This window comes from Pseudomonas sp. NPDC088890, from assembly GCF_044900155.1.
GTDB lineage: Bacteria > Pseudomonadota > Gammaproteobacteria > Pseudomonadales > Pseudomonadaceae > Aquipseudomonas > Aquipseudomonas urmiensis.
The window spans coordinates 113,051-139,905 of record NZ_JBJDNG010000007.1 but is presented as its reverse complement, the minus strand read 5'-3'; the positions used below and the strand labels follow the sequence as shown (position 1 = coordinate 139,905).

20 protein-coding genes and 1 pseudogene are annotated in these 26,855 nt (G+C 63.9%); 11 read left to right on the top strand and 10 right to left on the bottom strand.

The genetic code is table 11. The annotated features are described in order from the left end of the window. Nucleotides 1–240 precede the first annotated feature (240 nt). The 3 genes from ACI2JX_RS16550 to ACI2JX_RS16540 form a co-directional block, all read right to left on the bottom strand. A complete protein-coding gene (locus ACI2JX_RS16550; protein ID WP_404690525.1) occupies nt 241–2,166 on the bottom strand; it encodes a sigma-54-dependent Fis family transcriptional regulator in 1,926 nt (641 codons plus the stop codon). Between the two features lie 173 nt (nt 2,167–2,339). Then, entirely contained in the window at nt 2,340–3,875 is a 1,536-nt protein-coding gene (locus ACI2JX_RS16545; protein ID WP_404690524.1) for an FAD-dependent oxidoreductase, read from the bottom strand. Nucleotides 3,876–4,012: 137 nt separating this feature from the next. Next, a complete protein-coding gene (locus ACI2JX_RS16540) occupies nt 4,013–5,341 on the bottom strand; it encodes an MFS transporter (RefSeq protein ID WP_404690523.1) in 1,329 nt (442 codons plus the stop codon). A gap of 162 nt (nt 5,342–5,503) precedes the next feature. Here ACI2JX_RS16540 and ACI2JX_RS16535 point away from each other — a divergent pair, with 162 nt between their 5' ends. Further along, nucleotides 5,504–6,601 carry a sugar diacid recognition domain-containing protein gene (locus tag ACI2JX_RS16535; protein WP_404690522.1) on the top strand — a complete coding sequence of 366 codons (1,098 nt, stop codon included), beginning with the start codon at nt 5,504–5,506 and terminating at the stop codon, nt 6,599–6,601. A gap of 179 nt (nt 6,602–6,780) precedes the next feature. Continuing rightward, nucleotides 6,781–7,920, top strand: a complete 1,140-nt coding sequence (locus ACI2JX_RS16530) for a glycerate kinase (protein WP_404690521.1) — start codon at nt 6,781–6,783, stop codon at nt 7,918–7,920. 3 nt (nt 7,921–7,923) lie between these two features. Here the strand turns inward: ACI2JX_RS16530 and ACI2JX_RS16525 are convergent, their stop codons facing one another. Together ACI2JX_RS16525 and ACI2JX_RS16520 are read right to left on the bottom strand one after the other, a co-directional pair. After that, the gene (locus ACI2JX_RS16525; RefSeq protein WP_404690520.1) at nt 7,924–9,114 is read right to left on the bottom strand and encodes an MFS transporter; all 1,191 of its coding nucleotides are present in this window, start codon (nt 9,112–9,114) and stop codon (nt 7,924–7,926) included. 36 nt (nt 9,115–9,150) lie between these two features. After that, nucleotides 9,151–10,401, bottom strand: coding sequence for a 3-deoxy-7-phosphoheptulonate synthase (locus tag ACI2JX_RS16520; RefSeq protein ID WP_404690519.1), 1,251 nt, complete (start codon nt 10,399–10,401; stop codon nt 9,151–9,153). A 370-nt stretch (nt 10,402–10,771) separates the two neighbouring features. On the opposite strand from ACI2JX_RS16520, the gene ACI2JX_RS16515 reads away from it, so the two are divergent. From ACI2JX_RS16515 to asnB, 7 genes are read left to right on the top strand one after another with little or no spacing between them, the layout of a single operon-like run. Continuing rightward, nucleotides 10,772–12,013 carry an AMP-binding protein gene (locus ACI2JX_RS16515; RefSeq protein WP_404690518.1) on the top strand — a complete coding sequence of 414 codons (1,242 nt, stop codon included), beginning with the start codon at nt 10,772–10,774 and terminating at the stop codon, nt 12,011–12,013. Then, nucleotides 12,010–13,752 carry a prenyltransferase/squalene oxidase repeat-containing protein gene (locus tag ACI2JX_RS16510; protein ID WP_404690517.1) on the top strand — a complete coding sequence of 581 codons (1,743 nt, stop codon included), beginning with the start codon at nt 12,010–12,012 and terminating at the stop codon, nt 13,750–13,752. Before ACI2JX_RS16515 ends, ACI2JX_RS16510 begins: the two co-directional genes overlap by 4 nt. 10 nt (nt 13,753–13,762) lie before the next feature. Further along, the gene (locus ACI2JX_RS16505; RefSeq protein ID WP_264232726.1) at nt 13,763–14,170 is read left to right on the top strand and encodes a hypothetical protein; all 408 of its coding nucleotides are present in this window, start codon (nt 13,763–13,765) and stop codon (nt 14,168–14,170) included. After that, nucleotides 14,167–14,451, top strand: coding sequence for an acyl carrier protein (locus tag ACI2JX_RS16500; RefSeq protein ID WP_404690516.1), 285 nt, complete (start codon nt 14,167–14,169; stop codon nt 14,449–14,451). Before ACI2JX_RS16505 ends, ACI2JX_RS16500 begins: the two co-directional genes overlap by 4 nt. Then, nucleotides 14,448–15,440: an AMP-binding protein gene (locus tag ACI2JX_RS16495; RefSeq protein WP_404690515.1), complete on the top strand. Its 993-nt coding sequence runs from the start codon at nt 14,448–14,450 to the stop codon at nt 15,438–15,440. The genes ACI2JX_RS16500 and ACI2JX_RS16495 overlap by 4 nt, the downstream gene beginning before the upstream one ends. Beyond that, a complete protein-coding gene (locus ACI2JX_RS16490) occupies nt 15,427–16,812 on the top strand; it encodes an amidase family protein (RefSeq protein ID WP_404690514.1) in 1,386 nt (461 codons plus the stop codon). The genes ACI2JX_RS16495 and ACI2JX_RS16490 overlap by 14 nt, the downstream gene beginning before the upstream one ends. Before the next feature lie 11 nt (nt 16,813–16,823). After that, the gene (gene asnB, locus ACI2JX_RS16485) at nt 16,824–18,659 is read left to right on the top strand and encodes an asparagine synthase (glutamine-hydrolyzing) (RefSeq protein WP_404690513.1); all 1,836 of its coding nucleotides are present in this window, start codon (nt 16,824–16,826) and stop codon (nt 18,657–18,659) included. Here the strand turns inward: asnB and ACI2JX_RS16480 are convergent. Further along, on the bottom strand, nt 18,648–19,619 hold the full coding sequence (locus tag ACI2JX_RS16480; protein ID WP_264232736.1) for a LysR family transcriptional regulator: 972 nt from the start codon (nt 19,617–19,619) through the stop codon (nt 18,648–18,650). The two genes, asnB and ACI2JX_RS16480, sit on opposite strands and share 12 nt — an antisense overlap. A 272-nt stretch (nt 19,620–19,891) precedes the next feature. Between ACI2JX_RS16480 and ACI2JX_RS16475 the strand changes: the two are divergent. Both ACI2JX_RS16475 and ACI2JX_RS16470 read left to right on the top strand, forming a co-directional pair. Next, nucleotides 19,892–20,497, top strand: a pseudogene (locus tag ACI2JX_RS16475) (SDR family NAD(P)-dependent oxidoreductase); the annotation flags it as partial. Continuing rightward, complete coding sequence (locus ACI2JX_RS16470) at nt 20,495–21,604, top strand: SMP-30/gluconolactonase/LRE family protein (protein WP_404690618.1); 1,110 nt, start codon at nt 20,495–20,497, stop codon at nt 21,602–21,604. The pseudogene ACI2JX_RS16475 and the gene ACI2JX_RS16470, both read left to right, overlap by 3 nt. On the opposite strand, the gene ACI2JX_RS16465 is transcribed toward ACI2JX_RS16470, so the two are convergent. The 4 genes from ACI2JX_RS16465 to ACI2JX_RS16450 form a co-directional block, all read right to left on the bottom strand. After that, a complete protein-coding gene (locus ACI2JX_RS16465; protein ID WP_264232738.1) occupies nt 21,594–22,544 on the bottom strand; it encodes a site-specific integrase in 951 nt (316 codons plus the stop codon). The two genes, ACI2JX_RS16470 and ACI2JX_RS16465, sit on opposite strands and share 11 nt — an antisense overlap. Nucleotides 22,545–22,623: 79 nt before the next feature. Then, the gene (locus tag ACI2JX_RS16460) at nt 22,624–23,493 is read right to left on the bottom strand and encodes a phosphate/phosphite/phosphonate ABC transporter substrate-binding protein (RefSeq protein ID WP_404690512.1); all 870 of its coding nucleotides are present in this window, start codon (nt 23,491–23,493) and stop codon (nt 22,624–22,626) included. Further along, nucleotides 23,484–25,808, bottom strand: coding sequence for a putative bifunctional diguanylate cyclase/phosphodiesterase (locus ACI2JX_RS16455; RefSeq protein ID WP_404690511.1), 2,325 nt, complete (start codon nt 25,806–25,808; stop codon nt 23,484–23,486). The genes ACI2JX_RS16460 and ACI2JX_RS16455 overlap by 10 nt, the downstream gene beginning before the upstream one ends. Before the next feature lie 139 nt (nt 25,809–25,947). Continuing rightward, nucleotides 25,948–26,778 carry an alpha/beta fold hydrolase gene (locus tag ACI2JX_RS16450; RefSeq protein WP_404690510.1) on the bottom strand — a complete coding sequence of 277 codons (831 nt, stop codon included), beginning with the start codon at nt 26,776–26,778 and terminating at the stop codon, nt 25,948–25,950. Between the last annotated feature and the right edge of the window lie 77 nt (nt 26,779–26,855).

The following is a 26,855-nucleotide window of genomic DNA, read 5'->3' as shown; positions in this document are numbered from 1 at the left end:
CCAGGTTCGGCGGTACGATTCCGTAGCGTTTCACCTGCGATAAAGCGTCGAGCGCCATTCGTAAGATTCGCGCTACCCCTGTGGGAGCGGGCTTGCCCGCGAAGAGGCCGGCCCAGTCAATCGACCAGGTTCGGCGGTACGATTCCGTAGTGTTTCACTGGCGATAAAGCGTCGAGCGCCATTCGTAATATTCGCGCTACCCCTGTGGGAGCGGGCTTGCCCGCGAAGAGGCCGGCCCAGTCAATCGACCAGGTTCGGCGGTATGATCCCGTAGCGTTTCATCTTGCGATAAAGGGTCGAGCGGGAAATACCCGCCGCCTCGGCCGCCGAACTGATATTCCACCGCTGGTTACGCAGAACACCCAGCAGATGCCTGGCTTCGGCATCCTCGACCTGGTCGCCAAGGCGCAGCGGCAGGGCAGGCGCTACCCGCGCAACTGGCCGGGTGAACAGCTCTTCTGGCAAGCAATCGCACTCGATCAGCCCATCCTCGGCCAAAGCCAGCGCATAGCGCAGGGTATTGAGCAACTGGCGTACGTTTCCCGGCCACGCATACCCCTCAAGACACTGCCGAGCCTCGTCACTGAGACGAACCCTGGCGCCTCCCGGCAAGCGCGCCAACACCCGTTCGATCAACTGCCCACGATCGCTACGCTCGCGCAGCGCCGGCAAGCACACGCGCATCCCGCACAAGCGATAGTACAGATCCTCGCGAAAACGCTTCTCGCCAATCATTGCGCTGAGGTCCTGGTGCGTTGCAGACACCACCTGGATATCCAAGGCAACAGCAGTCTCGGCGCCCAACGGCTGCAATTCGCGCTCGGCCAGCACCCGCAGCAGACGCGTCTGCAGGTGTGCGGGCATGTCGCCAATCTCATCGAGGAACAACGTGCCGCCATTGGCCAGTTCCAATTTGCCCTTCATGCCTTTGCGATTGGCGCCGGTAAAGCTGCCGCTGCGATAGCCAAACAGCTCGCTCTCGATCAACGATTCGGGGATCGCCGCGCAGTTGAGGGCGACGAACGGCCCGGCATGACGCTGACTGGCTTGGTGGATAGCGCGGGCGAATGCTTCTTTGCCGGTGCCCGTTTCGCCGGTGATGAGGATGCAGATGTCTTTGTCCAGCACCTTGCGCAGGCGGCGCACGCCTTGTTGCAGCTGGGCATCGCCACCGGCCAGTTGTTCAAGGTCCGGGTGGCTCGGCACTGCAGCGGGCCGACTGGGTTTTGCCTGCTGGCCGTAGCCCGCCGGCACGCGCAGGCCAACTTCGATGATGTGCTCACTGTTCGGCGCGCGCAGCTGGGTGCCGCGCGCGCCACCGCGAGTGAGATCCAGCAGCTCATCGATGGTGGCCGGCAACAGCTGCTCGATGCGCTGGCCTAGCAGTTGGCCGGGCTGAGCGAGAAACGCTGCGCGGTTGGCGCCGATCACCCGGCCGCCTTCGTCCAGCGCGAGCAATTGCTCGTTGGCAAGATCAGTAATGTCGTCATGCGCTTTCAGCGCCAGGGTCAGGCGATCGCGGTAGCACTGGCGAAAATGGGTGTTTTCGATCAGCCGCGCATACAGCATCACCAGGTGCAGGGTCAGGTGCTGGGCTTGCTTGGGGCCTTCGTTGTGCAGGCAGGTGGCGTTCAGGCAGCCGAGCAACTGGTTCTGCGCATCGAAAATCGGTGATACCGAGCAACTGAGTCGGGCATTGGCCGCCAGAAAGTGCTCTTGGCGGTGGATGGTCAGTGCCTGCTCCGAGGCCAACGCAGTGCCAATACCGTTGGTGCCAGCGATCGACTCATCCCAGCGCGCCCCGACGATCAACCCGGCGCGGGTATAGCGTTGCGGGTCCTGGGGCAGGCGGGCGTCGAGGGTGATGCCATCGGCATCGCTGAGCAGCACCGCGAAACCGGCGTCGACCACGCGCCGGGCCAGGCCGTTGACACCTTGCCCGGCGATGCTCAGGTATGCCTGGTGCTGGGCTTGGTGCTGACGGATCTCGGCGGCGCTGAGGATATTGTCGACATGGCGCAGGCTAGGGTCGAGGCGGTGCTGGTTGATACTGCGGTACCAGGACTCGGCAATCAGCGCCTCGGGCGCCAGGCCGCGTTCGGCGAAATGGCAGTCGATAAAGGCGGCCAGTTCACTGGCGCGGGTGTCAGCGGTGTGCGCGGGCATGGGCGCTTTCCGTATTGTCGTTGTCTGGGGCCGCTTCGAATGGCGGATTAGAGGGAAACCATAGCTGGTTGTGGCCAAGGGTGCACGGGCGCAGTGGGCGTGTCGGTAGTTACGCCGCCACAACAATCGTGTGGGAGCGGGCTTGCCCCGCGATGGCGCCAGGCCAGGCAACCTCACCCCTGCGGCCAAGCGTCGATCAACGCCCGCGCCTCCTTGCTTGATAGCGGCCGCTTCATGCGCTGCGACAAGACCGCCATCGCCCGCCCGTAACCCTTGGCGATCACCGCCTCGACCTGATCATCGATACACTGCAAGGCAATGAAATCGCCTTGCTCCGGCTCACCGACATACTCGATCCGATTCCAGTGGCGGCCGTGCCCGAGCACTTCATAGGTTCGCCCATGTTGATAGGTCCAGAAGAACGGCACGTCGTCATAGCGGCTACGCTCGCCAAGCATATTGGCCGCAGCGATCACTCCGTGCTGCTGGGCCAGGCGCCAGTGTTCGATGCGCACTGGCTGGCCGGCGAGGGGGAAGGTGGCGATGTCGCCGGCGGCCCACAGGCCCTCTGCAGCCAGCATGCGCGCATCTACCAGCAGCGAATGGTCGTCAGCCAACTGCACGCCCTGGATGAACCCGGTGGCCGGTTTCACTCCGGTGCCTAGCAGCACCAACGAGGTCGGCAAGCGTTCGCCATTGGCCAGCAGCACGGCTTCGACCTTGTCGCTGCCCTCGATGCGTTCAACCTCGGTCGGGCCATGGAAGATCACGCCCTTGCGTTGGTGCAGCTCGCGGATGCTGCGCCCAATCCGCTCGCCCAGTTGCTTGGCCAATGGCACCTGGTGACGGCTCACCACATGCACTTGCATCCCGTACTTGCGCAGGGCCGAGGCCGCTTCCAGGCCAATGAAACCGTCACCGACGATCACCACTGGTTGGCCTGGCTCGGCGCTGTCGAGCAGGTGCGCGGCATCGTCACGCGAGCGCAACACGCACACACCACTCAATTGCACCCCAGCGATAGCGGGCCGCAGCGGTTTGCCGCCGGTGGCCAGCAGCGCGTGGTCATAGTCGATGCGCTGGCCGTCGGCGAGGAGCACCTGGCGTTTGCCGGTATCGAGCAGACGCACCTTGCCGTGCACACGTTGCAGATGGCCTTGGCGCAGGTCATCCGCCTCCAGCAAGGCTGGAACTTCATCAGGCGACATTTCGCCGGCAATGACGAATTTGCTCAGCGAGGTTCGATCGTAGGCGGGTTGGCGCTCTTGATCGATCCACACCAGGCGGCCGCCAAAACCTCGGCCGAGTAGGGTGGCAACGGCCGCGCAGCCCGCAGCGCCGGCACCGATGACCACGAAGCAACGCGCATCACTGTGCCGCGGGGGCTGCGATTCGGGCAGCGGCTGGTCGTCGACCCAGACCTCACCGCCTTTGACCTGGGTGGGGTAACGGCGCAGGTCGCACAGGGCGGGGGGCTCGCAGACGGCCCCTTCATCCACCGCGAAGGCGGCCTTGTGCCAGGGGCAGATCAGCAGCCCACCGTATACCGTGCCTTCTTCGAGGGGTGCGCCGGCATGCGGGCAGTTGGCCTGGTAGGCGTGTACCTGGTCACCCTGGCGGAGCAGGATCACCTCTTCACTGCCCACCTGTACGCGTAGGGGGCGCTGTTGTTCGAGCTGTTCTAGGCGGGCCACGGCGTGCTGAGTCATGAGCGTTCTCCAAGGACCTTGTGGGTCATTGGACGCCTTTGCCGGGAGGAGGGTGCAGTGAACTGACGATTGGACGGGGCAGGGGCTAAAACGGCAAGTGTGCGGGCAAGTCGTGACCGGCTTGCCCGCAAAACGCTTTAGTTGGCGCGAGCGGCCTTCAGCGCACCGCTACGGGTAACGCGCAACGACACCAGGCTGCCGACCACGATCAAGCCGGCCAGCGAGTACAGCGCTGCATCGGTGGAACCGGTCTGGTCCTTGATGAAGCCCACCAGGTACGGGCTGAGAAAGCCCGCCATCTGCCCCACCGAGTTGATGATCGCCAGCCCCGCGACGGCAGCCCCGGCACTGAGCAGCGCGGTAGGCATCGGCCAGAACATCGGCAGGCCAGTCAGCGCGCCCATGGTGGCAATCGACAGGCCAAGGATGGCGATGGTCGGGTTGGCGGCGAAGTTCACCGCAATCAGCAGGCCGATGGCGCCCATCAGCATCGGCACCACCAAGTGCCAGCGACGCTCGTTGCGCAGGTCAGCCGAGCGGCCCACGATGATCATGAACACGCCCGCCAGCAGGTACGGAATGGCGCTCAGCCAGCCAATCAGCAGCGGGTTGTCGAAGCCCATGTTCTTGATGATCGATGGCAGCCAGAAGTTGATCGCGTAGACCCCGCTCTGGATGCAGAAATAGACGAAACCGAAGGTCCAGATCAGCGGATTGGTCAACACCGACAGCACGCTGTCGCCACTGGTGGCCGGCTTGCTGGCCGCATCGGCCTTGAGGTCGGCTTCGATCAGTTGGCGCTCGGCTGGGCTCAGCCAGGCGGCTTTGTGGTAGCCATCGCTAAGCAGCTTTATCGCCAGGATCCCCAGCACTACGGTTGGCAGACCCTGGATCAGGAACATCCACTGCCAGCCGGCCAGGCCATGTTGCCCGGCAGCGAAGTGTTCCAGGATCCAGCCGGAGAATGGCCCGCCAAGCAGGCCGGAAACCGGAATCGCTGACATGAACAGGGCCATGATCCGCCCACGCCGCCCGGCTGGGAACCAGCGCGAAAGGTACAGCACCACACCTGGGAAGAAGCCCGCTTCGGCTGCGCCGGTGAGCAGGCGCAGGGCATAGAACTCGGTGGGGGTGGTGACGAACAGCAGGCAGGTCGAGAGGCTGCCCCAGGCGATCATCATCACCGCGATCCAGCGCCGTGGGCCGAAGCGGTTGAGCGCCAGGTTGCTGGGCAGGCCGCACAGCACGTAGCCGATGAAGAAGATCCCGGCGCCGAGGCCGTAGACGGTTTCGCTGAATTTCAGTGCGTCGAGCATCTGCAGCTTGGCAAAGCCGACGTTGACGCGGTCCAGGTAGTTGAACAGGTAGCAGATGAATATGAACGGAATCAACCGCAGGGTGATGCGCCGGTATAGCGCGTTGCGGCTGATGTCTTGGCCTTGGTCAAGGGCAGGGCTGTGTGCCATGATCGGGTTCTCTGTTGTTATGGTTGTCGCCGCGTCGCCTGTGCCGGCGCTCGCCCTGACGAGTCTCGGGGACCGCGGCGCGACTGTCTTTGTGCTTTTGCACAGGTCGGTGCGCTGGCTGCTGTGCTGCGGCCCAAATCCTATCACTGCAAGGATCGTTGAATGTTCGAACTGGACCATGACCTGGCGCAGGACATCGTCGATCGGGCGATGGCCATCTTGCCGTGCAACGTCAACGTCATGGACAGTCAGGGCCTGATCCTGGGCAGTGGCGAGCCGGAGCGGATCAATACCCGCCACGAGGGCGCCCAGTTGGTACTGGCCAACGGGCGTATCGTCGAGCTGGACGGTGAAGCGGCCAAGTGCCTCAAGGGCGTGCAACCTGGGGTGAACCTGCCATTGATGCTCGATGGTCGCTTGATCGGCGTGCTCGGCCTGACTGGCGATCCGCAGCAGCTGCGCACCTTCGGCGAATTGGTGCGCATGACCGCCGAGATGCTGCTTGCCCAGCGCCACCTGCAAGTCGAGCAGCAATGGCGGCGTCAGCGCTGTGATGATCTGCTGGCCTTGCTGCTGGGCGGTAGCGGCGACTCCACGCGGTTGCTGGACGAGGCCCAGCAGTTGGGCCTGAAACCACAATTGGCGCGGGTGCCGTGCCTGTTCGAGCTGCATTCCGGGCCACCGGCCGAGGCACTGTCGGCCTGGCTGATGAGCCGTTACCCAGACAGCTGGTGCGTCAGCCCCGCACGCGAGTCGTTGCTGTGGTGCCGGCCAGCCGGGTTGGTGTTGGACGAGCAGCGTTTGCTCGAGCGTTTGCAGCGCCACGGCTGGCAGGTTCAGCGCCTGGCCCTGGGGCAACCGGCGCAGAGCCTGGAGCAGTTGCGCAAAGGCTATCGGCGAGTACGTGACCTGTTGGCCTATGGCCGCGAGGTATTGCCTGGCGAGCGGCTGCTGAGCCTGGCGCGTTATCGTCTGCCGACCTTGCTCTGGCGCCACCGCAACGATGATGCCTTGGATGAGCTGCTTGAGCCGTTGCAGCGGATTCGCGCCAAGGATGCCAGCGGCCAGCTACTGGCGACCCTGCGCGCCTGGTGCGCGCATGATGGGCAGAGCCAGGCCTGTGCCGAGGCGCTGGGGATTCATCGCAATAGCCTGCGCTACCGCCTGGAGCGCATCGCCGAGCTGAGCGAGGTCGACCCGCAGCGTCTGGAAGGGATGCTGAGTTTGTACTTGGGACTGCAATTGTTACCTGCGCAGTAATAGCTCGGCTGATTATCGTGGCAGCGGGCTTGCCCCGCGATGAGGTCAGCCCAAGCAACCCCAAACACCCGTGCAAAGGCATATGCCCAAACAACCCAGCCAGGCTTTTGTGCATCCGACCGAGGCCCCTGCGCGGCGCAACTGTCAGCATGCGGGCTATCTGGATCAGGAGAATCCCCATGAAAGTCGTTATCGCCCCCGATTCGTTCAAGGACAGCCTCGACGCTGCCGGTGTCGCCCAGGCCATTGCCAGCGGCCTGGCCGAGGTCTGGCCGCACGCCGACTACGTTGAATGCCCGATGGCCGACGGCGGCGAGGGCACCATGGAGGCGATCCTGGCCGCAAGCCAGGGCGAATTGCGTCGGCAACGGGTTCGGGGACCACTGGGCGACAGCGTCGAAGCCGGCTGGGGTTGGCTTGCGCAAAGCCGCACCGCGATCATCGAAATGGCCCAGGCCAGCGGCCTGCAACTGGTGCCGACCGGTCAGCGCGATGCTTGTCGCAGCAGCACCTGGGGCACTGGCGAACTGATTGCAGCGGCCCTGGCGGCCGGTGCGCGGCGGATCGTCCTGGCCATCGGCGGCAGTGCCACCAATGACGGCGGCAGCGGCATGCTGCGTGCGCTTGGCCTGCGCCTATTGGATGGCAACGGCCAGCCGCTCGCCGAGGGCGGCCTGGCCCTGGCGCAGCTGGCGCGGATCGACGCCAGCGACCTCGACCCGCGTCTGGCCGAAGTACAGGTCGAGGTCGCGGCAGACGTCGACAATCCGCTGTGCGGACCTAACGGCGCGTCGGCCATCTTTGGCCCGCAGAAGGGCGCAAGCCCTGACCAGGTGCAGGCGCTGGACCATGCCCTGGGCCACTTTGCCGATCACTGTGTGCCACTGCTGGGTGAAGATGTACGTGACTTTCCAGGGTGTGGCGCGGCCGGCGGCATGGGTTTTGCGGCCAAGGCGTTCATGGGCGCGCGTTTCCGCCCCGGGGTCGAAGTGGTGGCCGAGCTGGCCGGTTTGGATGCGCTGGTCCAGGGGGCTGATCTGGTGATTACCGGTGAAGGCCGATTCGATGCGCAGACCCTGCGCGGCAAAACCCCGATGGGCGTAGCCCGGGTCGCCAAGCGCCACGGCGTGCCGGTGGTAGTGCTCGCCGGCACCTTGGGCGACGGCTATCAGCAACTGTACGCCCACGGTATCGATGCCGCCTTTGCCTTGGCCAGTGGCCCGATGACCCTGGAGCAAGCCTGTGCCAATGCACCTAAGCTGCTGCGGGCTCGCGCCAGTGACATCGCCAGATTGTGGCGCTGCGCCCGCCAAGGCTGAAGATCAGCGCTGCGGTTCGGCATCCGCAGTGGGTGCCGGATCAGGCGTTGCCTGTGCGGCCAGTGCCAGCAGCGCGATCAGCGCCGCGCCAACCCCAGCCAGGGGCAGGTAGGACAAGCCCAGGTGAGTGATCAACCCGCCACCAATGGCCCCACCCACTGCTGTGCCCAGGTTGAACGCGGCGATACTCAGGCCAGAGGCTACACCGGTGGCATGGGGGGCCAAGGTTTTAGCCAGGTTGAGCAGACGCAAGGTCGAAAGGGTGACAATGGCGAAGAACAGCGCGCCGAGCACGCCGACCAAAACTAGCACCGCCCACGCGTAATGCTTGGCGACGTACAACAGCGCCAAGCTGGCGGCGAGCAAGCTCAGGGCAGCCATCAGGCAGCGCGTGCTGTCGTAGCGATCGGCGACATAGCCGCCCAGCAGGTTGCCAAGGATCGTGCAGGCCCCGAACATCAGCATCGCCAGCCCCAGCAGCTGCACGCTTCCCTTGGTCACCTCCAGCACAAACGGTGACACATAGGTAAAGAATGAGAACACCGCCACGCTGACCAACATGGCAATCCCCGCAGCCGACAGCAGCGCGGTATGCATGATTGCCGCCAGACCGGCCATCGGGCCACCCTGCGCGGCAGTCTGTGGCGCGCCCCCGCTGGGCATCAGCCGCAGCAGCCCAATCACGCTGAACAAGCCCAGCACACCCAGCACGACAAAAATTACTCGCCACGACCAGAAGCTACCCAGCACCGTGCCAAGCGGCACACCCAGCGCTAACGACAAGGTCAGGCCAATCCACACCACCGACAGCGCGCGGCCGGCGCGCGCCGGCTCGACCAGTTTGACTGCAACGTTGGAGGCAACGGCCATGAACACCCCATGGGCCAGGCCAATCAGGAAGCGCAGCACGTATAGAGCCAGTAGTTGATCGACCTTGGCCAGCAGCAAACTGCCCAGGCCGAGCACCGCCAGGGTCAAGAGCAATACCGCGCGATCGCGCCAGGTCACCAGTAGCGCGGTGACAATTGGCGCGCCAATGGCAGCGCCCAAGGCATAGGCGGCAATCGCCGAGCCTACGGCAGTGATGGGGCTGCCAAGATCCTCAGCCATGGCCCAGACCAGGCCAGCGACGACGAATTCAGACAGGCCGAACGCGAAAGTGCACAGCGAAAAAACGTAAATGACGATAGGCATTGGTGTATCAGACTCATCCTTGAGTGAAGGAAAAGGTTAACGAATGTTGGCGTTGCATGCGAGGCGATCGAGGCTGACCCGCCGCGCCAGCTCCAGGGCTTGCTCGCCATTGAGGCGTGGATCGACCCTGCTCAGGTAGCGCTGGCCGAGGTCGCTCGGCTGCAGATCGGCGGGGCCGCCGAGGCATTCGGTGACCGCCTCGCCGGTCATTTCCAGGTGCAGGCCGCCGAGGATCGAGCCGTGCCGGGCATGCACCCGGAAGGCCATGGCGATTTCCGCGAGGATGTCGTCGAAGGCTCGGGTCTTGGTGGCGCAGGGCAGGGTGCGGGTGTTGCCGTGCATGGGGTCGCACAGCCACAACACCTTGGCATCGGCGCGCTTTAGCGCATCGATCAGCGCACCTAGACGCTCGCCCAGCAACAGCGCGCCCATGCGGTGGATCAGGGTCAATCGGCCTGGCTGATTGCCCGGATTGAGCCGCTCGACCAACTGCAGCAAGTCACTGGCCGTGGTGTCGGCACCGACCTTGACCGCCAGCGGGTTGTCCACGCCACGCAGGTACTCCACATGGGCGCCGTCGGGCTGGGCGGTGCGCAGGCCGATCCAGGGCAGGTGGGTGGACTGGTTGAGCCAGCGGCCATCGGCCTGTTGGCGGGTCAGGCTTTGCTCATATTCGAGCAGCAGCGCTTCATGGGAGATGAATAGGCTTCGCTCGGCCAGGTTGTCGCTGTGCATGATGGCCTGGATCGCCCTGGCATGCTCCAGGGTACTGGCGGAGTGGGCGTAGGCCTGTAGCAAGCGGGCAGGATCAGCCCGGCGTGCCTGCGGGCAGAACTCGGCTTGGTTGACGATATCGCCGCGATAGACCGGCAAGCTCAGGCCAGCACGGGTCTCGATATCACTGGAACGCGGTTTGGCATATTGCCCAGCCAAGCGGCCGATCTTGATCACCGGCCGTTGCAGGCCGGGCATCAGCGCCTGGCTCATGTTCTCCATCAGTACCAGCAGGCGCTTGAGCGCGGCGGGGTCGGTGTCGGCAAAAGCCTCGGCGCAGTCGCCGCCTTGCAGGACGAAGGCATGGCCCTGTTGCGCCTGAGCCAAGCGGGCTTTGAGCAGGTCGATTGATTGCGCACTGACCAGCGTCGCAGCCCGGCGCAGGCTGGCAGTGGCCTGGCGCAAGCCTTGGACATCGGCATAGTGCGGTTGCTGGGCGGCGTTGTATTCGCGCCATGAATCGGGTGTCCAGGCCGTCTGGCCGTCCAGCACCTGGGCGCATGTGCTCAACATGATCTGTGTCTCCCTGAATGATCGTCGCTCAATCTGCAAGTGCTGCAGGTGGCGGCGATAGTGCGCAGTGACGACACAGCTTGGGAAATACAATAAACGTCTTTATCTGATACGTGGCCACCACCCCCGTGGCGTCGGCAGATGGTTATTTTTTGTCCTCGCTTCCTACGCTAAATCCTTGTATTTCAAGGGCAACTAATACTTCGCGACTCTCACCGCAGGGTCGAAAATAGTATTTTACTCAGCGCAGGCACTCGCCAATTCTCGTCGCGACTTATTCGAGAGGGGCGGGTCGATGTTAGTTCACACGGATCATGATTACGCTGTCGTTAAGGACGCCGAAAGCGAACTTCGACAGCAACTTGGGCGCATGCCCGAACAGGCTTTTTATACCGGCAAGTTGCACGCGGCCTGGGAGCGTGCTCGGGCCAGCACCTTCTACAGGGATTTGCCAGCCTTCAGCCTGGCAGCCTTTGACCAGCTGCAACCAACCGCCAAGGCCTGCCTCAAGGCACGGCCACTGGACTTTTGCACCGTAGGCCTTGGCGCCGCCGCCAAGTACTACGCCACCACCGGTACCACGGGTGAGCCGACGCCCACCCCGCGCCTGAAACAGGACATCATCTGGAACGCCATCAGCGTTGCCAGTCACTGGCGCTCGCTGTTACCGGCCGGGGCACGGGTGGCCAACCTGATGCCCTCGGACATCGTCCCAGTCGGTGACCTGATCGCCAATGTCTGCGAATACCTGGATGTCTCCCATGTGCGGCTGTACCCGTTCACCACCGGTATCACCGACTGGGAACGGGTGTGCAAGACCTTCGCCACCTACCAACCCACGGTATTGTTCATCGCCCCAGGCGTACTGGTGCAGCTGACCCGGTACCTGAAGCAGCGCGACATGCTCGACGGCTTCGCCCAGTCGGTGCGGTCGATCATGCTGTTGGGTGAGGTCAACACCCAGCCGTTTCGCCAGCGCCTGGCGCGTTGGTGGCAGTGCCAGGTGTTCGACGCAAGCTACGGCAGCACCGAGACCGGCACCTTGGCGGCGGTGGGCGACGATCAAGTGATGCGCCTGGCCACTGCGACCAACTACTTCGAACTGCTGCTGGCCGATGGCCGCGTGGTCGCGCCAGCCCAAGGCCTGACTGGGCGTTTGCTGGTCACGCCGCTCAATCTCTACGCCCGGCCGCTCCTGCGCCTGGACACCGGCGACAGTGTCACCATCACCGGTGGCTGTGAGCCGGGGCAGATCAGCCCGACCCTGCTGATCAATGGCCGCGACAATGACAGTGTCACGGTCAGCGGTGTCGGCCTGGAAATTCGGGCAGTGGAAGAGGTGGTGTACGGCAGCTGCGACGCGACCGGCTACATGATCGAAGTCGACCGTGACAGCGACACCGCGGCACTGATCTTGGAGCGTGATGTACGTTGGGACAATGACCAGGAGACTGCCTTGCAGCAGCACCTGCAAGCCCAGTCCGAAGCGCGGATGCGCCTGCGCTGGAGCCGCATCCTGTTCGTCAACAATCTCTCGGCCCTGAGCAAGAGCGGCGCTTCGCAGAAAAGCTGGAAGAAAACCAACCTGCGCTTTGTCGGTGGCCAGCAATGAGCGAGCGTTTGCTGCAACAGCCGCGCTTCCCGCAAGGGCGAGGCCTGGCTAACCATCAACCGGATTTGTGGTGCACCTACGCGGCGATCCGCAGCCTGGCCTGGATCGAGCGGCTGCCCAGCGCGAACGTGGCGCAGCTGCAGGCCTATATCCAGTCTCGGCGCAATCGCGATGGCGGCTATGCCTGGAGCAAGGGCATGCCGTCCGATGCCTGGGCGACATTCTATTGCACCGAAACACTCAAGGATCTCGCCGCACCGGTCGATCAGCGCGAGGCCACAGCGCAGTGGATCCATACCCTGTTCGATGGCGACGCCTATGCCATGTGCCCAGGGCAAACCGCAGATGCCTGGGCAACGCACTATGCACTGCGCACCTTGTTGGACGTGTGCAATGGCCAGGTACACGACGCCGACGCCCTGTACCGCTGGCTCGACGGCTTGCAGTGCGCTAACGGCGGCCTGAGCTGGTCAGCTGATTTCGCCAAGCGTGATGTGGCCGATACCCGCGCCTGCTTCTATGGCGTGATGGCCGCCCGCGCCCTTGAACGAGCGGGCCTGCGCGCACCGGCCTGGGACCGGCCGCGGCTGATCGGCTGGCTGCAGGCGCAACAAGTCGAGGCAGGCGGCTTTCGCTTCAGCGAGACGGCGCAATCGCCGTGCTTGTGGGCGACCTATCGCGCCACCGCAAGCCTGGCCGAACTCAACGCGCAGCCGCTGGACCGACAGCGCTGCGTGAACTGGATCGAGGCCTTGCGTGGGCCAAGCGGCGGATTCGTGCGTTGGCAGGGTTATGACGGCGAGGATGTCTGGGCGGTGTTCTGCGCCGTGGGCTCGCTCAAGGCGATGGGCCAATCGGTTGAGCATATGGCCGATGCGCTGGCATCGTTCATCGCGACCCTGGCAATGCCCCAGGGTGGCTACAGCTACCGTGAAGTGAGCAGCGCCGCCGATGTCTTGAGCACCGCAGCGGGCCTGCTCGGCAATGGCCTTGGCGATGATGATCGTGATGCTGCACTGCGCTGGATCGAAGGCTGCCAGATGCCCAATGAAGCCGGCATCATGTACATGCCCGGGCGTGGCGCCGAGCTGCGCTGTACTGCCTGGGGCCTGGCCGCTGGGGCGTTTGCCGAGCAGCCAAGGGCGCGCCAGGCCATCGGCCAGTGGCTGGCCTCGTTACAGAACCCCGATGGTGGTTTCGGTTTCTGGGAAGGGCGTGGCTCGGATCTGGTCTCCAGCGCCTCGGCGGTTTCGATCCTGCAAGCGCTGAACGACAGTGCCGGGGTGGATCTGCCCAGCCTGGAACGCTTCGTGCTCAGCTGCCGCCGCGAGGAGGACGGTGTAATTGCCTATTCGGCCTATCCCCGAGGCCAGTCGTCCTTGCGCGCGGGGTTGCAGGCATTGGGCTGCCTGGCCTATCTGGGCCTGGAGGTGAAGGCCGAGGCTGCGACGCTGCTCGCCGCGCACAAAGTACGCCAGGGAGGGTTTGCCAATCAGGGCCAGCGCATCCCTGATTTGCTCAGCACCTATCAGGCGCTGGCGTTGGCGCACGCCCTTGAGTTGCCGATCGATATCCCGCACCTGGGCTTTTTCCTCGACAAGGTCGGCGCTGGGCAGGGCTTTGCCTGGTCGCCGTTGTACCTGGAGGGCCAGGACGCACTGTCTGCCTGTCTGGGCCAGCTATTGCTGGCGTTGGTCAACGGCACACGTACGCAGCTACCCAACCTCCACCTCTCCTAAGGACCGGCCCATGCCCACCATTACTGTCGCCTGCGCGCCCTTGGCGCTGATCGAGCGTAAGCGCATCGCCCTGGGCTTCACCCGGGTGCTCAAGGGGCTCGGCGCCGACCCTGCGCACTGCATGGTGTTCTTCGCCCCCTTGCCGCTGGATTGCGTGTTCAGCGCCGGCATGCCACTGCCCAGCGTCGATCGCCAAGGCAAGCCTGCGCAATTTCACCTGCGCATCACCTGCTCGGAAGAGCGCGACGCGCTCGCCCAGCAGGTGCTGGCCGACGGCTTGTATGCCGCGCTACGCGCCACTTACAGCGGCGCATTCATTTACTTGCAATTCGACCCCATCGCGCCTGCACAGGTGTTCTACAGCGCAGGTTCAGCGCTGATCAACGCAGGCTCACCACAAGGAAGCACACGCTCGTGAATACCCCCTCTATTGAACAGCGCATTCGTCACACGCTTGAGCAACTGCTCGGCGCCGAGGTCGCCAGCCTTGATCGCCACGCCAGTTTCCGCGATTTCATTGGTGAGCGCTTCGATAGCCTGATGGCGGTCGAAGTGATTACCGCGATCGAGCAGTGCTTTGAGATCGAAGTGGACTACCTCAGCGACGACGTGCGCTTCTGGTTCGAGACCCTGGACAAGATGCAGCACTTCGTCGCGCAAAAGCTCGAGGATCAACTGACTTTGCAGGCCAGCGTGTGAGCCAGCACCAGCTGTTTCAGACCTCCGGCTCCAGCGGGGCGCCGCGGCACTGGTTGCGCAGCCATGCGCAGATGGTCTGCGAGGCGCGCTTGATCTACCAGCGCTGGGCGGCGGATGCCGGCGAGATTATCTCGTTTGCCCCGGCGAGCCACAGCTACGGCAAGATCCTCGGCGAGTTCGGCGCAAGCGTGAGCGGCGCGCCGGTGCAGTTTTGCTCGTTGGAACAGCAACAACTGCCAAGGCTCGACGGCACAGGGCATTGCGTGATCCTGGCGATCGCCAGCACTTGGCGCCTGCTGCCGGGGCTGCTGGCCAGGCTAGTGGGCAACCGCCAGGTGCTGGTCCTGCACAGTGCCTCATCGTTGCCACCGGATGCCTTGGCCATCGTGCAGCGCTTTGCCGGGCCGAAAGTGCGTTTCGTCGAGCTGCTGGGTTCGACTGAAACCGGTGCCATGGCGTTTCGGCAGCTCGATGGGCAGAGCACGGCCGATCAGCCCTGGACCTTGCTCGACGATGTCGATCTGCTGACCCCGGCAGGGCAACCGGCGCCGCTTGAAGTGGCCAGCCCGCGCATCGCCTGTGAGCAAGGCCAGGCCACCGCTGCCAGCCACCGCTGCGACGACTTGATTCAGCCACTCGATGCCAGGCGCTTCCAGTGGCTCGGCCGGGTCAGCAGCCTGATCAAGGTCAACGGCCTGCGCGTCGATCTGGCAAGACTGGGCAGTGAGCTGAGTAGTCATCTCGGCTGTCCGGCGTTGGCCTGCGTGCCGGTGCGCGACGCCCTGCGCGCCGAGGCTTATGAACTGTTGTTTTGCTCCAGTTCGCTGACCGAGCGCGAAGTACTGGGTGCTTTTACCGAACTGCTGCCTGCCACCCCGCGCCCGCTCGCGGTGCGGCGGGTCGCGCATCTGCCGCTTTCTGCAACCGGCAAGCCGCAACCCTGGGCGGCTGCCTCTTCTGTCAAGGAATACACCGATGCCACACGTTAAAACCGAAGATGCCATTGCCGCTTACTTGGCCAACTGCGGCGCCGATCCGTCGCGTGGCCGGCAGCCGCCGCAGTACCTGGCGCTGAGCCTGCGCGAGCGCCACGCACGCCTGGAAGCCAACCCGGCGCTGGCCGCTGAATGGGCTAACCAGTACGAGCAGTGGTCAGTGCATGCCGATAACCATTATCGCTGCCTGGTCAGTAGCCGAGCGGTCGCCGCGCCGTGGTATCGCCTGGGCGTCAAGGACACGGTCGACGTCGCCGGCCTGCCCACCCGCCTGGGCCTGCGCAGCTACCGCCATTACCCGTCGCGCAGCGCCGAGGCGCTAACCTGGCTGGACCCGCGCGTGGCGCTGACCTGCAAGGTCACTACCACCGAGCTGAACATTGCCTTTGGTGGCGGTTGTCGCAACCCGCGTTTCCCCACTATCGACCCTTCAGGCTCCAGCACGGGCTCGGCGGTGTCGGTTGCAGCGGGGCTGTGTGATATCTCGTTGGGCACCGACGTACTCGGCTCGGTACGTTGGCCTGCATCACACAACGGCATGGTCGGCCTGCGCATGACGCAAAAGGCCCAGAGCCTGGCCGGGGTGTTCCCGCTGTCGCCCCGCATGGATGCCTTGGGCTGGGTGACACGCACCGCTGACGACCTCGACTTCCTGTTTCCCTTGCTGGGCATCGAAGGCCTGCTCGGCGAGCAGCAACCCCTCAAACAGCAATACCAGGTCGGCTTTCTCAGCCATGTGCACGAGCCGGGCCTGACCAGCGCGCAGATGCTGGCCATGCTCGACAAGACCCGCCATGCCATGACCGAGCTGGGCATGCGCCAAAGCGAGGTGCAGATGCCTGAGCTGTGGGCCTGCCGTGGCGACGCCTGGCAGCTGTGCGCACGCGATGCCTGGCTGGCTTCGGCAGCCTGGCAGCAGGCCTTCGACTGTGAGCTGCACTGGTCGACGCAAAGCGCCCTGGCCGTAGGCGCCGGGGTGAGCGACAGCGAATACCAGCGTATTCACCAGCGCATGGACCAGATTCGTGGCGGGATTGACGCCTGGTTCGACGCCGCCCAGGTCGACTTCGTGGTGTTCCCGATGGACCCCAACCGGCCATTCGACCTGCGTCATCCGCAGCCCGGCGACTCGACCATCCCGTCGCCAGCAGACGCCGACTACGCGCAGAAAATCAGTTTTACCCCGCTGGCCAGCTTCAGCGGTCTGCCGGCGATCACCGTGCCGATCAGCCAGAGCACGGATGGCAAGGCGGCGCTGGCGGTGCAGATCATGGGCCGACGCGACAGTGAACGGCAGTTGCTGGATATCGCCAAGCGCTTGCAAGCGCTGGTCGGCCTGGTGCCGGCAGACACCCAGGCTCAGTAGGAGAGGCGCACATGTGTGGAATTACAGGGTGGGTGGACTTCACCCGCGACCTTGAACAACAACAGCCAATCATCGCCGCCATGACCGACACCTTGGCCCTGCGCGGCCCGGATGCCCATGGCAGCTGGCGCCACCGCCACGCGCTGCTCGGTCACCGGCGGCTGGCGATCATCGACCTGGCCGGTGGCGTGCAGCCGATGACTTATCGGTTCGCCGACGGCCAGCAAGTGGCGCTGGTGTACACCGGCGAAGTCTACAACCACAACCCGCTGCGCGAACGCTTGCAGGCGCTGGGGCACCAGTTCCAGACCCGCAGCGATACCGAAGTGGTGCTACACGCTTATCTGCAGTGGGGCGAGGCCTGCTGCGAGCACCTCTCAGGGATGTTCGCCTTCGCCGTGTTCGACACCCGTGACGGGCATTTCCTGCTGGTGCGCGACCGCCTCGGGGTCAAGCCGCTGTATTACGCGCAGCAGGGGCGAGGGCTGCTGTTTGGCTCGGAAATCAAAGCCATCCTGGCCCACCCGGAGTTCGCCAAAGCGTTGGATGTGGTCGGCCTGGTGGATGGCCTGAGCCTGTCACGCGCTACAGCGCGCACGGCGTTTCGCGGCATCAGCGAGCTGCCGCCCGGGCATCGTTTGTCCTGGCGCCCGCAAGGCCGGGTCAAGGTCAGTCGCTATTGGCAACTGAGCCGGCGCGAGCATGAGGATGACCTCGACAGCACAGTGCAGCGCACCCGCGAGCTGCTCGGCAAGGCGCTGGGCGAGCAGCTTTATGCTGACGTGCCGGTATGCTCGCTGCTGTCCGGCGGGCTGGATTCGAGCATTCTCACCGCCATGGCCCAGGGCAAGCTGCAGGCCGAGCATGGCGCGACGGTCAATTCGTTCTCGGTGGATTTTGTCGGCCAGGCCGAGCAATTCCAGGCCGATAGCTTTCGCCCCGAGCGTGATGAGCCCTATGCGCTGGCCGCCGCCCAGTTCATTGGCAGCCAGCACCAGACCATCTTGATCGACAACCGCGAGCTGGTCGCAGGGCCCGCGCGCGAAGCGGTGTACCGGGCCAACGATTCGGCCAATACCTTCGGTGACGTCGATACCTCGCTGTATCTGCTGTTCAAGGCGATTCGCGCGCATTCCACGGTGGCGATCTCCGGTGAAGCGGCCGATGAGGTGTTTGGCGGCTATGCCTGGTTCCGCGATCCCCAGGCGATTGCCGCGCCGCGCTTGCCTTGGTTGTCGCGCATGCAGCTGCTGCAAGCCGACCTGATCAACCCTGAGTTCAACCGCTTGTGCGACTTTGCCGGGTATCAGGACAGCGCCTACCACCAGGCGTTGGACCGGGTCGAGCATCTGGCCGGCGACAGCCCGCACGAGCGAAGGATGCGGGAGATCTGCCACCTGCACCTGCATCACTGGCTGCCGATCCTGCTCGATCGCAAGGACCGTTTGAGCATGGCCGCAAGCCTTGAGGTGCGGGTGCCGTATACCGACCACGAACTGGTGGAGTACGTCTATAACGTGCCCTGGTCGATCAAGGGCAAGGATGGCCAGGAGAAGTGGTTGCTCAAGCAGGCCTGTGCCGACTTGCTGCCCGCTGCGGTGCTGGAACGCAAGAAAAGCCCTTACCCGACCTCGGCCAACCTGGCGTATGAGCGGTTCTTGCGTGATCGCATCCGGCTGCTGCTGAGCGATTCACACAGCCCGGTGTTCCAGGTCATCGACCGCGCCCAGCTGGCGGCGCAGCTCAACCAGGCGCAGGGTTATTTCAATTCGCAGTTACGCCGTAACAACCTGGAAACGGCCTTGGCGCTGGATGCCTGGATGCGCCTGCATGGGCTAGCGGTGTAGTTCGCGGCGCACGATCTCTTCCTGGGTAGCGAGGTCCAGCAGGGTATCGCTGAAGCGCTTCGGCGCGCCCAGGTCGAGCATCGAGATGAAGCTGCCCAGGGCAGGGGAGGCGTTCTGGCTGTTCCAGTTCATGTACAGGCCCATGCTCGGATTGGGCTGTTCATTGACCGGCTTGATCGGGCGGAACAGCACCCGGTCGCGCAGGGTCGAGTGGGCGATCGACTCTGGCACCAGCGCCACCCCGAAGCCACACGCGACCAGGCCGATCAGGGTATGGATCTGGCCAGCTTCCTGCACCACCTTGGGGTAGAAACCGGCCGCTTCGCACAGGGCCATCAGCTGGCTGAAGTAACCATTGCCCAATACCTGCGGGGTGAAAACGAAATCTTCCTCGGCAAAATCTCGCAGATCGACCATCGACTGGCGGGCTTTTTCATGATGGGCCGGCAAGGCCATCACGATCTGCTCGTTAAGGATCAAGCGCGACTCGATCAGGTCAGGCGGCATCGGCAGCTTGCGCATGAAGGCGATGTCCGCTTCGCCGGCCATCAGCGCCGTGGCTTGGGAGGCCGAGGGCATTTCGCGAATGGTCAGGCGCACGTTGGGGTAGGTTTCGCGAAAGCGCCGCAGCGAATTGAGCAGTGATTCGTAGTAAGCGATGGAAATGGCCGTGATGGTCAGCTTGCCGCAGATACCCTCGGAGACATTGCGCGCATACTCGATGCCTTCTTCGAGCTCCTTGAGGGTGCGATACGCGGTTTCCAGGAAAGCCATCCCGGCCGCTGTGAGCTTGACCCCGCGCTTGTTGCGCAGGAACAGGCTGAAGCCAAGCTTCTCCTCGAGTCGGTTGATCGCTTGGCTCAGGGGCGGTTGCGCCATGTGCAGGCGAATGGCTGCCTTGTGAAAGTGCAGCTCCTCGGCCACGGCGATGAACTGCCTGAGCAAACGTGTCTCGATCATTCTACGTTCCTTCATCGAGTCGAACTGGTGCCAGGTCGGCGACAGGCGCCGGCCATTCCTGCAAACGCGCCATCATAGAGTGTGACTTGGCCATGCAGAAGCCTCTAGACGAGGGCTTTTCCTATCTAAACGCACAGGTCTTAAAGCCTGCTTCATCCAATTGATAATCTTCGGTGATATCCAGGAGATATCAAGGTTGCATGCTTTTAGTATTAAGTCATTGATTTTTTTATTGTTATGGTTCGTGAATAAGAATCGGAGGGGATTCGACGATGTCATTCACGAACAAGGTCGCCATTGTCACTGGGGGCGGCCAGGGGCTGGGGCTTGAATATGCCAAGGCGCTACTGGCCCAGGGCGCCCGCGTAGTGGTCAGTGACCTGGGCACTGATCGGGTAGGTCAAGGTGAGAATCAGGCGCTGGTGACTGAGGCGGTCAGCGCCTTGCAGGCCGCAGGCGGGCAGGTGGTGGCGCATATTGGCCATCTGGATGATGAAGCGGGCTGCCAGCAGCTGGTGGAGCTGGCCATCGAACAGTTTGGCGCCTTGGACATTCTGATCCACAACGCCGGTTGGGTCGGCTACCAGGATATCGAAGACCAGCAAGAGGCGTTTCTTGAGCGCGCCCTGGGCATCAGCGTGCACGCGCCGGTGTGGCTGGCCAAGCATGCCTGGAAGCACCTCAAGCGTTCTGCTGCGCCGCGGGTGGTGCTGACCACCTCGGACCGGGCGATGTACCAGCGCTACGCCCAGCCAGGGTTGGTGGCCTATGCCGCCGGCAAGATGGCCCAGGTCGGCATCATGAACGCGCTGAGCATGGAGGGCCTGGAGCACGGCATTCTGGTCAATGCGATCTCGCCGGTGGCCAAGACTCGCATGTGGGGCGTAACCCAGCCGCCAGAAGACCTCAAGCCCGAGTGGGTTACCCCTGGCGTGCTGTACCTGGCCAGCGACTTGTGTCGCGACACCGGCTATATCCTGCGCGCCAGCAATGGCCAGTTCACCGCTACGCGCTTTTGCGAGAACAGCGGCGTCAATTATCCCCGCGACCTGGCCCGGGTCGAAGCGGGCAGCCTGAACGAGGTGGCCGAGCGCTGGAGCCGCATCAAGGAGTGTCACTACGTACCGACCAAGGTCGCCCGAACCCGTGCCGATCTGGGTGAGAGTCCGGTTTGGGATGAACGAACCGGGCTGCTGTACTTCGTCGATATCTCCGGTGGCCGGATCAATCGGCTGCACCCGGGTGGCGAGGTAGAGGAAGTCTATGCGTCGGCTGCACGTATCGGCGCCCTGGCCCTGACAGACAAGGGCAACCTGATCTTTACCGAAGATGCCAGTGCAGCACTGCTCGATGTGGCGCAAGGCAAGGTACGCCAGTATTCGGCGCCGGTGCATCATCGTTCAAGCTACCGTTTCAACGACGGCGCCTGTGATCCGCAGGGGTATTTCGTCACCGGCCTGATGGATGAAGGCCCCAGCGGCAAGACCGGCGCGCTATATCGTTTTGACCGTGAGTTGCATGCCGAGGTGATTCAGCGCGACCTGTCTCTGCCCAACGGCCTGGCCTGGAGCGAGGACGGCCAGACCCTATTCTTCGTCTGTTCGGTTGCCCGCAGGATCTACCGCGCTCAATACCTGGCCGACGGCACGATGGGCGAGGCCACCCTGTTTGCCGAAACTCCAGCTGAGCTGGGGCGCCCGGACGGCATCGCCCTGGACCGCGAGGGTGGTCTGTGGGTGTGCCAGTTCAATGGCAGTTGCCTGTTGCGCTACGATCGCGAGGGCCACCTGAGCGATCAGGTGCTGATGCCGGTACCGCGCCCAACCAGCTGCTGCTTTGGCGGCGAGGGGCTGGATACCCTGTACATCACCACCGCGCGCTTTGGCATGGCGCCGGCGCAACTGGTCGACTATCCGGATGCCGGCGATCTGTACATGATTCGCCCCGAGGTGCCGGGAGTGGCGCGTCATCTGTTCAAGGAATGAGGCGGTTATCCTGGCCTCCCGGCAGCACCGCCAGGTCGCCAAAGCGCTGCGCTGCATCGATGTAGCGCAGCGCTGACTTGGCATCCTTCCAGCCGATATAGCTCATCAACGACTTCAGCTCCCAGCCGTTGGCCGTCGCCCAGGTGGCAAAGCCACGGCGCAGCGAATGGCCGCTGTACAGCGCAGCGGGCACCCCGGCGCGCTCAAGCATGCCGCGCAGCAGCGCAACCAGGCTGTTGCTGTTGAGCGGCGCCTGGCCCAGATTGCCCCACCGATCGAGCTTGCGAAACACCGGGCCATGGGCGATGGCGGCCACCTCCAGCCATTGCAGATAGGCCGCAACCGGGCACAGCGCCTTGAGCGCCGGGGTGCGGTGTTGCACGCCCAGTGCCTCGCGGTCGCCCTTGCTGCGTGGCAGGAACAAGGTCAGGCCAACGCCGGCTTCGGCCTGGATATGCTCAATACGCAAACGTGCGAGTTCATCGCCACGCAGACCTCGCCAGAAGCCAAGCAGCAACAGCGCGGTATCGCGTCGGGCGCGTAGCAGGGTGGGCAGGTCATGCCGCTCGCGGGCCAGGCGGGCCTCCTCTTCAAACCGCTCGACAGCGGTTTGCAGGTGCTGCAGCAGCAGCGGTGCGGCTTGTTTGGGCGGCGCTGGGTGCAGGGTACGGATACCACGCAGCACCTGGCGCACCAATGGCGCCTTGGTCGGGTCAGGGAAGCCTTGGCTGACGTGCCATTGGCTTAGCGCCGCCAGGCGGTGGCGCAGGGTACTGACCGCATGTTGTTCGGCGTGCTCGACCAGGTAGCGGGCGATGCTGTCGGCGGTGGCCGGCAGGAAGCCACCCCAGCGCACTTCGAAATGCTCGATGGCTGACTGGTAGCTGCGCCGGGTGTTGTCGCGGGTGGCGGCGCGTACGTAGCGCTCGATGTCGGTCATGGGCTGGGTGGTGAGGCAGTGGATCGAGCTGACACGATAAACCAGTTGCGACAGGGAGGCGATGAGGCCAGCACGGGTATCACTGCACGGCGGCGTCCATCATCCGCTGCAACGCCGCGTAATCGGTATGGCTCACCGGCACCAAACCGCTGGCTTCCTGCGAGGCAACGAACCCTGCCAGTGCCTGTGGGTCGTTCAACATGGCATCGCGAACCCGCGCCTTGATCGCCGGGCACACGCTGGCACTGAATACATACGGGTCGTAGTGAATCGGCTGCGAACGCCACAACACCTGCAGCCGTTCAGGTTTGATTGAATGACTGGCCAGATACGCATCGGCCCGTTCACTGGCGATGAACGCGGCATCGACTCGCCCGTCCAACAGTGCCTCCAGGGCCTTGTCGTGGTTGCCGGCATACACCAGCGCGCCAAAGTACCGCGATAGCGTCACGCCCACTGTGGCGGCGAACTCGACGCTAGGCACCAGGCTGCCTGAAGTGCTGGCCGGATCGCTCAGCGCTACCCGCTTGCCGCGCAGGCTGTCGATCTGTTCGGGCCCATCGGCGCGGGTCAGCAGCAGTGCCTGGTAATAGTTGCCCGCCGGGGTATAGGTGCCGGCGCTGAGGGTGAAGCTGGCAAAGGGCTCGATGCGCGGGTCGCGACGCTGCGCCAGGACGTAGGAGGCCGGACCCAGCCGGGCGATATCGGTACCGCCGGAGACGATCGCATCGACCACACTTTCATAGGAAGAGGCGATCGTCAGCTCCACCGGCACTCCGGTTGCCTGGCTCAAACGGTCGATCAGCGGCTGGTGTTCACGCTGCATGTCTTGCACGCCCTTGATCGGAATGACCGCCAGGCGCAACCCACGTGGGCTGCAGTCGGCCTGGGAGTGACTGATGAAAACCAGGGCCAGGCTCAGCGCGGCCAGCGCCTTGGCTACACGCATGCTTTGACCTCCAGGCTTCTGAATGGTGGATAGTCCTGCAGCTGGGCGACCGACAATGGCCGGCTGAAGTGATAGCCCTGGGCAATGTCGCAACCGGCAAGCTTCAGGCACACCACCTGCTCGCGGGTCTCGACGCCTTCAGCGACCACTTCCAGGCCCAGGCGCTTGGCCAGGATGATGGTCGAAGAAACGATCGGGCTGTCGTCGTGGCTGTTGCACAGCGGCGCGATCAACGCACGGTCGATTTTCAGCTTGCTCAGCGGCAGAGAGTGCAGATGGGCAAAACCTGCATAGCCGCGGCCGAAATCATCCAGGCTGATGCCGATACCGGCCGCGCGCAAGCGGTGCAGGTGGTCGACGGCGGCGCCTTCAGGGTCGAGCACGGTGGTTTCGGTGATCTCCAGCTCCAGCCGTTGCGGGGCAATCTGCAGGCGCTTGAGCTCGGCGAGCAGGCGTTCGCTGAAATCGCTCTGGCGCAGTTGCAGCGCTGAGACGTTCACCGCCAGGCGCGACTCGAGGTCGCGTTGGCGCCAGCGCACCAGTTCCTCGCAGGCCAGGCGCAACACTTCCCAACCCAGCTCGACGATAAAGCCGCTGCGCTCGGCAACGCCAATGAACCGGTCGGGGTAAAGCAGGCCGAACTCGGGGTGGTCCCAGCGCACCAGAGCCTCGTAACCCAGCACTTGCAGGGTATCCAAGCGAATCTGCGGCTGAAAATGCAACACGAACTGGCGCTCGGCCAACGCGCTGCCAAAGGCCTGTTCGAGGGTGAAGGCCTGGATGTCGCTCAGGTTCAACGAGGGATCGAAGAAGCGGTACTGGGCACGTCCGGCTTGCTTGGCCGAATACATGGCGGCGTCTGCGCAGCGGATCAGCGCGTCGATGTCTTGGCCATCGCGCGGGCAGATGCTGACGCCGACGCTGGGGCTGGTGTTGACCTCCTGGCCATCCAGGGCATAGGTGGCAGAGAGCTTTTGCACCAATGTGCGCACCCAGGTGTTGATCTGTTCTTCACTGCGCTCCCCGGCCAGCAGCACCACGAACTCGTCACCGCCAAAGCGCGAGGCTTCGTCGCCTGGTTCAAGCAGGCGCTGGATGCGCCCGGCGACCGCTTGCAACAGCAGGTCGCCAATGCGGTGGCCAAGCGAGTCGTTGATCGACTTGAAGCGGTCCATGTCGATGAACAGGATCGCCATCAGGCGCCGTTTGCCACGCTGGCGGCTAAGGGTCTGGGTAGCAACTTCGACGAACTGGCGGCGATTGTGCAGGCCGCTGAGGTGATCGGTGGCTGCCGCATGGCTGCTGCGTCGGTGCTCGTCTTCCAGGCGCTCGATCAGCTCATGGTTGACCTGCTGGGCCTGCTCCAGCGCACTGAAGGCTTCCTGGCGCTTGCCCAGCAGGCGCAGGCTCCAAGCGAGGCTGGCGAGGATCATCAGGGTCATGCACAGGTTCAGCCAGAATTGGCCTTCGTAGGTCAGTGCCGACGGGGCGAGGATTTCTTCATAGCGCTGACTGACCACGATGCTGAAACCGCGATCAGCCACGCGCCGATACAGGCTCTGGTAGGGCCCTTCGGCGGCATATTGGGTCAGCACCCCGGCGTCATCGCCGGTGTCTGGCAGGTCGGGCATCAATGTCTCGCCGGCCACCACTACGCCGCTGGTGTCGATCCGCAAGCGCTCCTGGCCATCATCTTGCAGCAGCCGCATCAGCCCGCTGCGGCCCAGGTCGATGTGCTGAAACAACACCGCCAGGTAGCCGATGTCCAGTTGCACCACCAGGATAGTGTCGATCTCGCGCCCCGGCAGATCAGTCAGGGGCAGCAGGAACGGCAAGCGCCAGTCGGGCAGGGCGGAGGGATTGTCACTCGCTGCGATGCGCGGCAGGAACGGCTTGAAGCCGTAGCGCGAGACGTGGTTTTTCAGCTGCTCCAGCCAATCATCAGGCAGGCGCTGGACTTCGTCGCCATGGCTGGCCGAGACCAGCTGTCCGTGCCGGTCATACAGGCTCATGCGCTTGAACACCGGGTCTTCGGCGAGAATCCGCGCCAGACTGAAGCTGCCTTGGCGCAGCGCTTTCATATCATCCTGGGTACCGCGGCCCACCGCCTGGGCGCGATCGACCAATTGGCGCAGGCTCTCGGCGACGATACTGGCAAGGTTCAGGTGCTCGGCCGCTTTGGCTGACAAAGCGCCCTGGCGGGCGGCGTGCTTCTGGGTGAAGTGCAGGCCCCAGAGAAATGCCAGGGTCACGGCGCACAGCACCAGGATCAGAATCGGCAGAAGGCCTGCGGAGGATGATGTTCGGCGGATCACTGCTGGTGGTTCCCGACCCTGGGTAATGCTCGGAAAATACGACAGGCAGATGACAGCTGAATGACTGATGGCACTTTGCTTTCAATTTTTCTACTGCGCACATAGCCATAGGCCGACAAGGCCTATGGCCGCGCGTTGATCAACCGCGCACGAACGCCAACAGATCGGCGTTGATCACATCGGCATGGGTGGTCGGCATGCCGTGCGGGTAGCCCTTGTAGGTCTTCAAGGTGCCGTTGCTGAGCAGTTCTGCCGAGCGCGGGCCGGAGTTTTCGTAGGGCACGATCTGGTCGTCATCGCCATGCATGACCAGCACCGGGATGGTGATGCGCTTGAGATCCTCGGTGAAGTCAGTCTGCGAGAAGGCAACGATGCCGTCATGGTGAGCCTTGGCCGAGCCCATCATGCCCTGGCGCCACCAGTTGAGGATGACCCCTTCGGCAGGCTCGGCCCCAGGGCGGTTGTAGCCGTAGAACGGGCCGGCGGGCACATCGTGGAAAAACTGCGCGCGGTTGGTCGCGGTTTGCACCTGGAAGTCGTCGAATACCGACTTGGGCAGCCCACCCGGGTTAGCCTCGGTCTTGACCATCAGCGGGGGCACCGCTGCAATCAGTACGGCTTTGGCAACCGGATCGTTGGGGTGACGGGTGATATAGCGCACCACCTCGCCGCCGCCGGTGGAGTGGCCGACATGCACCGCGCCCTGCGTCCCCAGGTGCTCGACTACAGCGGCGACGTCATCGGCGTAGTGGTCCATGTCGTGTCCATCCCAGACCTGGCTGGAGCGCCCGTGTCCGCGCCGGTCATGGGCGACCACGCGAAAGCCTTGGCCAAGGAAGAACAGCAATTGCGCATCCCAGTCATCGGCGCTCAGCGGCCAGCCATGGTGAAAGTGGATCACCTGGGCGTCGCGTGGTCCCCAGTCTTTGTAGAAAATCTCGACCCCATCTTTAGTTGTGACGTATCCCATGCTCGCGTCTCCTGTATCAAAGGGTGGCGTGGTGACCGACATCCACCGCACAGCCTGAGCCGGTTGAACCCTCGGTC

What these genes read in the sequence shown, in the direction of transcription:
- ACI2JX_RS16530 (WP_404690521.1), top strand. Translation starts at nt 6,781, where the DNA reads ATGAAAGTCGTTATCGCCCCCGATTCGTTCAAGGACAGCCTCGACGCT.
- ACI2JX_RS16510 (WP_404690517.1), top strand. Translation starts at nt 12,010, where the DNA reads ATGAGCGAGCGTTTGCTGCAACAGCCGCGCTTCCCGCAAGGGCGAGGC.
- ACI2JX_RS16535 (WP_404690522.1), top strand. Translation starts at nt 5,504, where the DNA reads ATGTTCGAACTGGACCATGACCTGGCGCAGGACATCGTCGATCGGGCG.
- ACI2JX_RS16525 (WP_404690520.1), bottom strand. Translation starts at nt 9,114, where the DNA reads ATGCCTATCGTCATTTACGTTTTTTCGCTGTGCACTTTCGCGTTCGGC.
- ACI2JX_RS16545 (WP_404690524.1), bottom strand. Translation starts at nt 3,875, where the DNA reads ATGACTCAGCACGCCGTGGCCCGCCTAGAACAGCTCGAACAACAGCGC.
- ACI2JX_RS16470 (WP_404690618.1), top strand. Translation starts at nt 20,495, where the DNA reads ATGTGGGGCGTAACCCAGCCGCCAGAAGACCTCAAGCCCGAGTGGGTT.
- ACI2JX_RS16505 (WP_264232726.1), top strand. Translation starts at nt 13,763, where the DNA reads ATGCCCACCATTACTGTCGCCTGCGCGCCCTTGGCGCTGATCGAGCGT.
- ACI2JX_RS16520 (WP_404690519.1), bottom strand. Translation starts at nt 10,401, where the DNA reads ATGTTGAGCACATGCGCCCAGGTGCTGGACGGCCAGACGGCCTGGACA.
- ACI2JX_RS16515 (WP_404690518.1), top strand. Translation starts at nt 10,772, where the DNA reads ATGCCCGAACAGGCTTTTTATACCGGCAAGTTGCACGCGGCCTGGGAG.
- ACI2JX_RS16465 (WP_264232738.1), bottom strand. Translation starts at nt 22,544, where the DNA reads ATGACCGACATCGAGCGCTACGTACGCGCCGCCACCCGCGACAACACC.
- ACI2JX_RS16460 (WP_404690512.1), bottom strand. Translation starts at nt 23,493, where the DNA reads ATGCGTGTAGCCAAGGCGCTGGCCGCGCTGAGCCTGGCCCTGGTTTTC.
- ACI2JX_RS16540 (WP_404690523.1), bottom strand. Translation starts at nt 5,341, where the DNA reads ATGGCACACAGCCCTGCCCTTGACCAAGGCCAAGACATCAGCCGCAAC.
- ACI2JX_RS16480 (WP_264232736.1), bottom strand. Translation starts at nt 19,619, where the DNA reads ATGATCGAGACACGTTTGCTCAGGCAGTTCATCGCCGTGGCCGAGGAG.
- ACI2JX_RS16550 (WP_404690525.1), bottom strand. Translation starts at nt 2,166, where the DNA reads ATGCCCGCGCACACCGCTGACACCCGCGCCAGTGAACTGGCCGCCTTT.
- asnB (WP_404690513.1), top strand. Translation starts at nt 16,824, where the DNA reads ATGTGTGGAATTACAGGGTGGGTGGACTTCACCCGCGACCTTGAACAA.
- ACI2JX_RS16450 (WP_404690510.1), bottom strand. Translation starts at nt 26,778, where the DNA reads ATGGGATACGTCACAACTAAAGATGGGGTCGAGATTTTCTACAAAGAC.
- ACI2JX_RS16490 (WP_404690514.1), top strand. Translation starts at nt 15,427, where the DNA reads ATGCCACACGTTAAAACCGAAGATGCCATTGCCGCTTACTTGGCCAAC.